This window comes from Nocardia testacea NBRC 100365 (assembly GCF_000308775.1).
GTDB lineage: Bacteria > Actinomycetota > Actinomycetes > Mycobacteriales > Mycobacteriaceae > Nocardia > Nocardia testacea.
The window spans coordinates 1-10,837 of record NZ_BAGJ01000007.1 but is presented as its reverse complement, the minus strand read 5'-3'; the positions used below and the strand labels follow the sequence as shown (position 1 = coordinate 10,837).

General features: G+C 69.8%; 8 protein-coding genes. 5 read left to right on the top strand and 3 right to left on the bottom strand.

The genetic code is table 11. The features are described 5' to 3' along the window. A partial coding sequence (locus ON38_RS01115) for a DNA polymerase III subunit gamma and tau (protein ID WP_039821628.1) occupies nt 1-1,265 on the bottom strand: 1,265 nt, incomplete at its 3' end. Nucleotides 1,266-1,405: 140 nt separating this feature from the next. On the opposite strand from ON38_RS01115, the gene ON38_RS01110 reads away from it, so the two are divergent. Next, nucleotides 1,406-3,685 carry an MMPL family transporter gene (locus ON38_RS01110; RefSeq protein ID WP_039821625.1) on the top strand — a complete coding sequence of 760 codons (2,280 nt, stop codon included), beginning with the start codon at nt 1,406-1,408 and terminating at the stop codon, nt 3,683-3,685. Continuing rightward, nucleotides 3,682-4,374, top strand: a complete 693-nt coding sequence (locus ON38_RS01105; RefSeq protein ID WP_039821624.1) for a TetR/AcrR family transcriptional regulator — start codon at nt 3,682-3,684, stop codon at nt 4,372-4,374. Before ON38_RS01110 ends, ON38_RS01105 begins: the two co-directional genes overlap by 4 nt. A 1-nt stretch (nt 4,375) precedes the next feature. On the opposite strand, the gene ON38_RS01100 is transcribed toward ON38_RS01105, so the two are convergent. Next, on the bottom strand, nt 4,376-5,263 hold the full coding sequence (locus ON38_RS01100; RefSeq protein ID WP_245563839.1) for a neutral zinc metallopeptidase: 888 nt from the start codon (nt 5,261-5,263) through the stop codon (nt 4,376-4,378). Between the two features lie 371 nt (nt 5,264-5,634). Between ON38_RS01100 and ON38_RS01095 the strand changes: the two genes are divergently transcribed. Next, nucleotides 5,635-7,242 (top strand): DUF2207 family protein, encoded by a 1,608-nt coding sequence (locus ON38_RS01095; protein ID WP_039821622.1) that lies wholly within the window; start codon nt 5,635-5,637, stop codon nt 7,240-7,242. Between the two features lie 54 nt (nt 7,243-7,296). On the opposite strand, the gene ON38_RS01090 is transcribed toward ON38_RS01095, so the two are convergent. Beyond that, nucleotides 7,297-8,574 (bottom strand): ROK family protein, encoded by a 1,278-nt coding sequence (locus ON38_RS01090; RefSeq protein ID WP_083872084.1) that lies wholly within the window; start codon nt 8,572-8,574, stop codon nt 7,297-7,299. Between the two features lie 687 nt (nt 8,575-9,261). Here ON38_RS01090 and ON38_RS01085 point away from each other — a divergent pair. Together ON38_RS01085 and ON38_RS36770 are read left to right on the top strand one after the other, a co-directional pair. Further along, nucleotides 9,262-9,636 (top strand): hypothetical protein, encoded by a 375-nt coding sequence (locus ON38_RS01085; RefSeq protein ID WP_039821618.1) that lies wholly within the window; start codon nt 9,262-9,264, stop codon nt 9,634-9,636. A gap of 104 nt (nt 9,637-9,740) precedes the next feature. After that, a partial coding sequence (locus ON38_RS36770; RefSeq protein ID WP_174372378.1) for a hypothetical protein occupies nt 9,741-10,837 on the top strand: 1,097 nt, incomplete at its 3' end.

Below are 10,837 nucleotides of genomic sequence, written 5' to 3'. Positions count from 1 at the left end.
CGGCGAGACGGGTCCGAGGCGGCCGGGCGCGCGGGCGGCCGGACCTCCTCGGCGGGATCGGTCCGCGGCCGCTCGCTCGCGGGCAGAGCAGTCGGGGCCGCGGCCGCACCGGAGGCGACCCGCCGTTCCAGCTGCTCCAGCCGCTGTAGGGTCGCGGCCTCGGATTCGTCGGCGGCGGGCAGCAACATGCGCGAACACACGACCTCGAGCAACAACCGCGGCGCGGTGGCTCCCCGCATCTCGCCCAGTCCGGCGTGCAGGAGCTCGGCGTAGCGGGTGAGGGCCGCGGGTCCGAGCCGGGCGGCCTGATCACGCATCCGGTCCAGTAGGTCGGCGGGCGCGGCGACCAGTCCACGGTCGGTGGCATCGGGTACGGCCTGTAGCAGAATCAGGTCGCGCAGCCGCTCGAGCAGGTCCACCGCGAACCGGCGCGGATCGTGCCCGGCCTCCATCACCCGGTCGACGGTGCCGAACAGGCCGGCGCCGTCCCCGGCCGCCAGCGCGTCGACCGCGTCGTCGATCAGCGCCACATCGGTCACCCCCAGCAGTGCGACGGCGCGCGAATAGGTGACGCCCTCGGACCCGGCGCCGGCGAGCAACTGGTCGAGCACGCTCAAACTGTCGCGCGGGGAGCCGCCGCCCGCCCGGATCACCAACGGGTACACCGCTTCCTCCACGGCCACCTGTTCCTGTTCACAGATGCCGCCGAGCAGGCCGCGCATGGTAGCGGGGGGCAGCAGCCGGAAGGGGTAGTGGTGGGTGCGCGAGCGGATGGTCGGCAGCACCTTGTCCGGCTCGGTGGTGGCGAAGACGAAGATCAGATGGGCCGGGGGTTCCTCGACGATCTTCAGCAGCGCGTTGAACCCGGCCGTGGTGACCATATGCGCCTCGTCGACGATGAACACCCGGTAGCGCGATTCGGCGGGCGCGTAGAAGGCCCGGTCGCGTAGTTCGCGGGTGTCGTCGACGCCGCCGTGGCTGGCGGCGTCGAGTTCGATCACGTCGAGATTGCCGCCGCCGCCCGGGGCCAGGGACACACAGGAGGCGCAGGTGCCGCAGGGGGTGGAGGTGGGGCCCTGCACGCAGTTCAGCGAGCGGGCGAGGATCCGGGCCGAGGAGGTCTTACCGCAACCGCGCGGACCCGAGAACAGATAGGCATGACTGATCCGGCCGGTGTCGAGGGCGGTACACAACGGCTCGGTGACATGCTCCTGGCCCACCACGTCAGCGAACGTTGCCGGTCGGTACTTCCGGTACAGAGCCACGGCCAGAGGTTACCGGCGGAGACCGACAGCGCGCACCCGGCGTGGGTACCGGTCCACCACGCAGTCCGGTTCTCCTCTTCCCTCCTCGAGTTAACAGCGTTACGCTAACGCCACTAACTTATCGATTCGGGGGCCATGACATGTTGATTCGCATCGCGCAGCTCACCACCCGGTTCCCGCGCGCAATACTCATCGGCGCGCTGGCCGTCGCACTGTTGTGCGGAATATTCGGGGCGACCGCGGCCGCCGGACTGAAATCCGGTGGATTCGTTTCCGCCGACGCCGAATCCATCCGTGCCGCCCAGCAGCTCACCGACAACTTCGACGGCGCCGCACCCAACTACATCCTCTTGGTCGAATCGCCGGACGGGGTCGACGCGGCCCCGGTGCGGGCCCGCGCACTTCAGGTCATCGATATCGTCCGGGCCCATCCGGACACCGACAGTGTCCAGTCGTACTGGACGGCCCCCACCCCGGCGGTCGCGAGCGTACTCCGCAGCACCGATGGTGAATCCGGGCTGATCGCGGTCAATTTCGCGGGCGACGAGACCCAGATCCAGGAAGCCGCCGGCGCGCTCGGCGAGCAGGTCACCGGAACGACCGACGGGGTGACCGTCCGGGCCGGCGGTACCGCGGCGACTTTCCACGAGGTCAACGATCAGATCACGCATGATCTGGCCGTCGCCGAGACGGCGGCGATCCCGCTCACCCTGGTGGTGCTCGTCCTGGTCTTCGGCAGCCTGATCGCCGCCTCGCTGCCACTGCTGGTCGGGTTGTTCGCGATCGCCGCCACGCTGGCCATCCTCAAACTGTTCACGCTGTTCACCGACGTCTCCATCTACGCGATGAACCTCACCACCGCGCTGGGTCTGGCGCTGGCCATCGACTACAGCCTGTTCATCGTCAGTCGCTTCCGGGAGGAACTCGCGGCCGGTCGCGACCCGCGCGCGGCCACCGTCCGGGCCCTGCAGACCGCCGGTCGCACCGTGCTGTTCTCCGCGGTCACCGTGGCACTGTCGCTGTCGGCGATGCTGGTGTTCGATCTGTACTTCCTGCGCTCCTTCGCCTACTCCGGTGTCGCGGTGGTGATCGCGGCCGCCGTCGCGTCTATCGTGGTGCTGCCCGCCGCGCTGGTACTGCTCGGGCACCGGGTCAACGCCCTCGACCTGCGGGCGCCCATCCTGCGCCTGCTCGGCCGCGAACCCAAACCGCTGGGTGCCATGGTGCCGGAGCAGACCGGCTGGTACCGCCTGGTCAAGCGGGTCATGCGGGCCGCGGTTCCGGTCTCCGTGGTGATCGTGGCGCTCATGCTGGCACTCGGCTCGCCGTTCCTCTCGGTGAAGTTCGGCTACCCCGACGAGCGGGTGCTGCCCGAGTCGGCGGCCAGCCGGCAGGTGGGCGACGAGATCCGGGCGGAGTTCCCGCGTGCCGATCCCGGCGGCAACACCACGATCGTGCTGGACGGCTATCGCGACGAGGCCGGGGTCGGCGCCTACGCGGCGCGGCTGTCCGAGGTCGACGATGTCACCGGAGTGCTGTCCAGCGCCGGCGTGTATGTGTCCGGCAACCGGCTCGCCCCCACGCCGCCGGGTATGACGAACGGCACCGGCACGTACCTGACCGTCAACAGCACAGTCGACCCGTTCTCCCCCGCCGGCGCGGAGCAGCTGGACGCGTTGCGGGCAGTCGACCCACCCGCCCCCACCCTGTTCGGCGGCTCCGCCGCGGTGAACGAGGACTCACTCGACGCGCTGGCCGAGCGGCTCCCACTGGCCGGGCTGCTCATCGTGCTGTCCACATTCGCGGTGCTGTTCCTGTTCACCGGCAGCCTGATCCTGCCGTTGAAAGCGCTACTGCTGAACACCCTCTCGCTGACCGCCGCGTTCGGTGCCATGGTGTGGATCTTCCAGGACGGCCATCTGCAGGGGCTGCTCGGCTTCACCGCCGTCGGCTATCTGGTGCCGACCATGCCGATCCTCATGTTCTGCCTCGCCTTCGGGCTTTCCATGGACTACGAGGTGTTCCTGCTGTCGCGCATCCGGGAGGAGTGGCTGCGCCGCCGGGCCGGGCACACCGGTACGGAGTCGATGCGGGAGGACAACACCGAAGCCGTCGCGGTCGGGGTGGCCCGCACCGGGCGTATCTTCACCGCCGCGGCCGTGCTGATGGCCATCGTGATCGGCGCTCTCACCACCTCCAGAGTGTCGTTCATCCAGCTCATGGGTCTGGGTCTGACGCTGACCGTGCTCGCCGACGCCACTCTCATCCGAGCCCTGCTCGTGCCGGCGCTGATGAAACTGATGGGCCCGCTCAACTGGTGGGCACCGAAGCCGCTGGCCCGGCTGCACGAGCGGATCGGGTTCAGCGAAGAGCCAGTGGACGCGCCCGGCGCCACCGCCGAACCCCCGGTGCGCGTATGACCGGGCGTCCACGCTCCCCCCGCGGGTACGGCAGCCGGCTGCGCGCCGAGATCATCACCGCCACCCGGGAACTGCTCGAGCGCACCGGCGACGTCGGCGCGGTATCGATCCGCGCGGTCGCCGGTGTGGTGGGGGTGAGTGCGCCCTCCATCTATCGTCACTTCGCCGACAAGGACGCGCTGATCGAGGCGGCGGTGGCCGAGGTGTTCGAAGCGCTGAACACCGCGATGCAGGCGGCGGTCGATCCGGCGGACCCACCGGCGCTGCGGTTGCACCGCCTCGGCCTCGCCTACGTACGGTTCGCCCTGGACCACCCCGAGCAGTACCGGTTGGCCACCATACCGACCACCCATCAGGGCGCCGTGGACATGGTGCTGACCAGTGGCGCCTTCCGGTACTTCGCCGCGACCGTGGAAGCGGCCATGGCCGACGGCCTCATCGACCGCGCGGACCCCACCCCGCTGGTACTCGAACTCTGGGCGGCCGCCCACGGCATCGCCTCGCTCCTGCTGGCGAAACCCTACCTCCCCTGGGGTGATCCGATGGCTGTCGCCGAAAGAGTCCTCGACGCCGCCTGTTTCGGGCACGTGCTCACCGAACTGATGGGCCCGGACAAGTCGCCCGCCGAAATGACCCAGTGGGTGATGGAACTCCGCTCGCGGATACGCGGGCCGGGCCGGTCCGGCTGATTCAGCTCACCGCGTCGGCCGAGGCGGTGAAGGTGTTGCATTCGGCGGTCAGATTGTGTTCGACGCCCAGACCGAACCAGCGGCCGCCGTTCTCCGGCGTGCCGTGATCGCGCATATCGCCGTGCTGATCGCCGCGATGATCGGCATCGGTTCGCGCATCGGTCATCTGCTGGTCGGTGAGCGCACCGCCGTCGGCGGAGGAGACCAGATACATCCCGTCGAAACAGTTGGCCTGCAGCTCCACCCGCCGTGACAGTTCGAGCCCCTCCGGGCTGCGCGCCCCCGCGTCGACCCGGGCGCTGTTGGCGGCGAGCAGGATGCCGGACATGTTCTGGATGTGATGCCCGTATTCGTGGGCGAACACCGACAGGTAGACCGCCCAGTTGTCGTGGTAGTAGTCGGTCTGCAACTGGCTGACCGGCATATAGATGGTCCGGTTGGCCGGGCAGTAGAACGCGGCGAAGTTGTCGGTCGAACCGGTGCACGGAGTGGTGATGCCCTCGGTATCCGCCGATACCAGCACGGTCGGCGGCTCGAACGGCAGCCCCGCGTCCGCCAGTACCGGCTGCCAGGCCGCCTCCAGGCATTTCTCGGCGCTGGAGAAGAACGCCCGCGCGCTGTCCTCATCGGGCGACCACTGCGCGTACTCGCAGTTCGCGGGGATCAGCGTCGCGTCCGGGTCGGTGAGCAGCGGATTGGTCCCGGTCGCGGCGGGACCTGTCTCGCCGGTGTCGTAACTGTGCTCCGGTTGCGGGCCCAGCACTTTCAGTCCGTCCGAATTCAACGCGCCCCGCACGAGTGCGCCGACCACCACCAGGATCACCGCGAGTACCACGAGTAACGTGCTGCCACTGCTGCGCCGGCTACGCGGCCGCGGCGCGTTGGGCACCCGATGGGGCACCGGCGGCGGCATGGGTGGTGCGACGATGGGGCGATAACCGGAGATCGGGCCTTGCCGGGGATAACCCGGCGGGGGGCGGTGCGGATATCCCTGCGCGGGAGGGTAACCGGGCCCGCGCGGCGGCGGATAACCACCACCCTGGGGCGGATAACCCCCGCCCTGTGGCGGCGAGGGCGGCCGCTGCGGTCCACCGGGACGGGGACTGTACGGGGGCCGGCCACCGGGTGGTATCGGCTGCCTGCCGGGCGGTACCGGTCCGCGCCCGTAAGGTGGTTGTGTCACTCCCCCGGACCCCCTCACCTTCTCCGAACACCAACAGCCGCTGACGCAGGATAGCAAGCTGTCTAAGGTAACGAGTCATGCTCACATTTCGGGGGGGCGCGCTCGCGCTGCTGCTCGCACTGACCGGATTACTCGCCGTTTTCGGGACGAGCGCACCGGCGGCCCGAGCCCAGGAGCCGGCCGGTTCGATCCTCTACCTGGATATGACGCTGAACCGCGAGGGCGTCCTCGAAGTGACCGAGCGCGTGACGGTTCCGCCCGGGGAACGCTTCACCATGACGCTGCCGCTGCGGGTGCAGATCAGCGAGGACTCCGAACGCCGGTTCGCGGTCACCGATATCGAAACCAGCGGCCCGGGCAGCGCGGCCATCGCCGACGATCTCTTCACCGTGGACGCGGGGACCGGGGAGACCACAGTCCGCTACTCGGTGCGCAATACGGTCAGCGATGCCGAGGGCAGTCAGGTCTTCCGCTGGTTCGGGGTGCTCAATGTCGATCTCGCCGAGATCCATGCCTCGCTCATCAGCCCCAGTTTCGAGATGGGCATCGTGGAGTGCCTGCTCGGCCCGATCGGCAACACCCGGCCCTGCGCCCAGGTGCGCATCGAGCCGGACGGCGTCATGTACCTCGACCAGACGAACCTGCGCAAGGGCGAATCGGTCGACCTGACCCTGCAGATTCCGCCGGGAACCGTACCGCCGAACGCCGATATCACCGGCCCCGGCGATTCACCGTTCGCGGTGACCGGCCCCGTGCTCGTGGCATTCGGCCTCCTGGTGGCCGCCCTCATCGCGCTGGCCGCCTACATTTTCTGGGCACGCCGGCAGTCGGTCCCCGCCGAACCGATGGAACCGCTGGTGCGCAGCGGCGGGCGGACCCAGTTCAGCTCCCCGGCGGGCATCCTGCCGGGCGAGGCCGGGGTCCTGCTCGACGGCCACTCCGACCCGACCGATATCGCCGCCACGGTGGTGGATCTCGCGGTCCGCAACTATCTGTGGATCTCGCGCATCGGCGAGACCCAGTGGCGGCTGGCGCGGGTCAATCCGCCCGACGACCAGCTGCGCGCCTACGAGCGGACGGTCTATGACGCGCTGCTGCCGCCCGGCACCGACACGGTCACGATGGCCGAACTCGCCGCGCCCGGCCGGCTGCCCACCGAACCGCTGCGCCGGGCCATGGTCGCCGACGCCGTCGATCGCGGCGCCTTCATCGACCCCGTCCGCCGCCGGATTCCGCTGTGGCTGGGTGGCGGCCTGGTCGTGCTCGGCGCCGCGGTGACCGTCCTCGCCGCCCTCCTGGCCGGACACGCCCTGGTCGGGGTGGCGATCGCACTGGGCGGTGGCGCACTGCTGGCGGCCCAGCGGTTCCTCCCGGTGCGCACCGCCTTCGGGCGGACACTGACCGCGCAGGTCCGCGGATTGCAGCGGGGTCTGGAACAGGTCACCAGCCGGCAGATCCCGCCCGGCGACCGGGAACTCGTGTTCTCCCGCGGCCTGCCCTACATGGTGGTCTGGAGCCGCGCCGACAACTGGGTCCGCACCTTCCGCGATATCGACCCCTCCGCCGACGACGATCCCGGACTGTACTGGTTCGGCGGTTTCGAAGGCGACCGGGACCTGCACCGGTTCGCCGTGCACTTCCCGTATTTCATCACCGCCATCGAATCGCTGTTCCCCGCGAAATAACGGGAAAGCCCCGTGCGGCGGTTGCCGCACGGGACCGGTCCGGACGCCGACGGATCAGGCCGTGACCCGGCGCAGCGCGGCCAGCGGATCGGCGTACAGCGCGCTCAGCGAGGTGACGACGGCCGCGAACTCCTGCACCTTCGAGGCGTACCCGGTGACCCGGATATCCGTGGGCGGCAGCATCGTGGATTCGTTGAAGGCACGCGCCACATGCGCCAGACCGGGGCGGTAGGTGGTGAACGCCTGCCCACCGAGCACCACGCGATCGGGATTGAGCATGTCGCGTACCAGTGCCACGGTCCGGCCGAGCACGGTGGCCCGTTCCGCCAGCAACTCGCGCGCCGGCTCGGAGCCGCGTGCCGCCGCCCGGTAGAGGTCGCCGATGGTCGAACTGGCTTTGCCGTTGTGCGCGGGGATGATTCCCCGTCCGACGGCGCGCGCGTGCAGTCCACGATCGCCGACGGTCGCCTCCAAGCAGCCGCGCCGGCCGCACGAGCATTCGACATCGGAGCCGGTGGGCAGATGCGCGATCGAACCCGGGCCGTTACTCGGCGTGTGCACCCGGCCGTCCAGGGTCACCGAGATGCCGGCGGTCTCCCGGACATAGAAGTAGAGGCTGCTGCCGTGCGCGGCCCGGCCTGCGTCCTCCGCCGCGTCCTGGCTCACACCCGGTAGCAGGAGTTCCGACGCGGCCATGGCCTCCACGTGCGGGGCGATCGTCACCGGCAGACCGAGCACCTCGCTGAACACCGCACCCACCGGCGCGGCCTGCCAGCCCAGTTTCGGGTGGTCGACGATACCGGTACCGGGATCGACCCGGCCGCCGATCGCGACACCGACCCATAACGGGGTACGCCGGTACCAGCGCTGCAGAAAGGATTTCGCGCTGTGCGCGACAGTCTTGACCGCGAACTCCTGGCCGGTCTGCGGGGTGGCGATGGTGAGGCCGCCGAGGATCCGGCCGCGGAGATCCGAGACCACGATCCGGGTGGACGCCGCGCCGATGTGCACACCGAGGGTTCCGAACGTGTCGTGGTCGACCTCGAACGGCACCCGGGGCCGGCCGACCGCACCGGAAGCGGTGAGATCGGCGCGTTCACGCAGGAGACCGGCCGTGAGCAGCGAGGAGACCTGGCGATTGACGGTGGCGATGCTCAGCCCGGTGGCCCGGGCGGTCTTGTCCCGGAACACCGGGCCGGTGGTGGCGGCCCGGAGCACGGCCGCAGCGGGGTTGTCCGATAACCGCAGATCAGGGGCGACGACCGGACGAGGAACTCGGGTACGAACAGTGGAAGCCTGCGGCGCGGTGCGTTCGGCGGTACGGACAGCCATATGAATTTCCTCGATGAATATTTCCCGCGAAAGGGGATATGCCTACAACTGCAACGAGGCGGCTGGGAGATTCGAATCGCTCAACCGCGGCAACGGCGGCAACACAACTCGCGGGTGAGGGGCAGACGCAGACCCAGAGCGGCGGTCACATAGGTGACCTTCCGCGAGTCGGCGCTGCTGGTAGACATAACAAATAAATTAACATCTCCCCGGGCGCAACACCAAGGTTTCGGCGATCTTCGTCCCACCAGCCCACGCGTTCGCCCTGCTCGTCACCATATTCTCGACGAGGAGATGCCCGACTTCCGCTCGGGCACAGTGGTTCTCGGCCGCTCCGGGATGTGGTATCGGCCGCTACCCCGCTCCGTGGTGAATTCGAAACACAGCCCGACGGAATTCTCCGTTATCGCCCGGGAAATACGACCACAGCCGAAAGGCCACAATTCCCCGCCGACGTACGGAGAATATTCCCCTTAGATCTTCGGAGAATATTTCCCGCGCATCGACGGGGAATATCGGCAGTGAACAGGCGGGCGGTCGGAGCGCATCGCCGCACCCGGACGATCGATGCCGTCCACTGCGCCGCCCGCCGCCGGGCGCGCCCGACGCCCCGCGAAGACCCTGGTACACGGCATTTTCCGCTGCTATGCTCCGAGCGCACGGTGGGGAGACCGAAGGGGGAAGACGATGCCCATACCAGATCTGGGGCGATCGGCAGCCGTCCGCCTGTACGAGGCGGCGCGGGCCGGCGAGTTCCATATGTCCGAAGCCGCCGCACGCGGCCTGGCCGATTCGTGCGACCGGCTCGCGGAGCGCATACGGCAGGCGCGGGCCGGCGCGGTCGCCCTCACCGAGGTGCGGGGGTTTCCCGATCTCCCCTCGGGCCACGCGCTGACGCGGGGTTTCGCCGCGAAGGGCCAGGAGTACCTGGACACTCTCAGCGCCTTCGAACAGACCGCTCTGTGTCACAAAGCCGCCTATCTGGCGGCCGCCGCACTTTTCCGCGAAGCCGATGCCGCCACCGGCGCGGCCCTCGCCCGCACGGTGGCGGATACCGCATGACATGCGGCAGTATGTCCAATTACGCAGGGGTGCAGACAAATTGAAACCATGCGGTCCGATGCGCCGGAACGGTGTGCCGGATCGCGCGACCGAGGGGGCCGACAGTGGCGCAGCAGGGGCAGCCGGGTACCGCGGGGGCGGGCACAGACCCGGCCTACGTACCCGACCGGGAAGTATTCGGCGGGTACACCCATCAGCAGATCTGGGACCTGGTACACGAAGCACTGGCGCCGGCCGAGCTGAGCCGGCTCGCCGATACCTGGGGACACACCGCGACCGCGGTGGAAACGGCCTTCGACGAATTCGCCCGCGATCTCACCCGGTTCTCCGGTGACTGGTCGGGGCTCGCGGCGGTAGGCGCCGCCGCGGCCGCGGCCGCGTTCGTCCGGGCGGGGGACGATGCCGTCGCGGTCTGCCGCGTGGTCGAACAGAAGCTGGCGGCCGATTCCGCCGCCGCCGAAGCCGTGCGCGCGGCGATTCCGCCACCACCGGCTTCCTACCTGCCGGACCCGGACCCGGCTGTCGAGGCGGCCACCGGAGCACAGCGGCGCACGGCCTACAACACCGCCGCGGCAGCCTTGACGGCCCAGGCCCAGGACGCCATGACCTTCGGCTACAACCCGACGATCCCGGCCAGCGGCGACGCCGTCCCCCGTTTCACGCCGGCGGTGGCCGGGGCTTCGGACGAGGAGCCGCCCGGCGCGGGGTCACCGACCCGGCCCGACACACTCACGACGCCGCCGTCCCCGGAATCCGGGCCCGGCCGGACACAACCCGCGGAAGCCGCCGCCCCACCACCCCCGGTGCCCGGGCCGGGCGGCACACCGGAAGGGCCGGCCCATGGTTCCGATCCGGAAGGCACCGGTCCGGACCGCGGAGCCCCTGTCGCCGTACGCGGCGGCGAAAGCGATCCAGCGCCGACCGCAGCACCGTGGCCCGCCGGCGAGACAGCACCGCCGGAGTCTTCTCCCGATGCGCCGGCGGCATCTCCCGATGCGACAGCGTCGCCTCCCGATGCGATAGCAGCGGCTCCCGATGCGATAGCAGCGGCTCCCGATGCACCGGTGTCGCCTGCCGATAGCGCGGTGCCCGCCGATCCCGCCACTCTGCCCGCAGGCACCTCCACGCCACCCGCTGGCACAGCCACTCTGTCCGCAGGCGCGGCAATGCCGCCCTCCGGCACAGCGATCAGCCCGTCCTC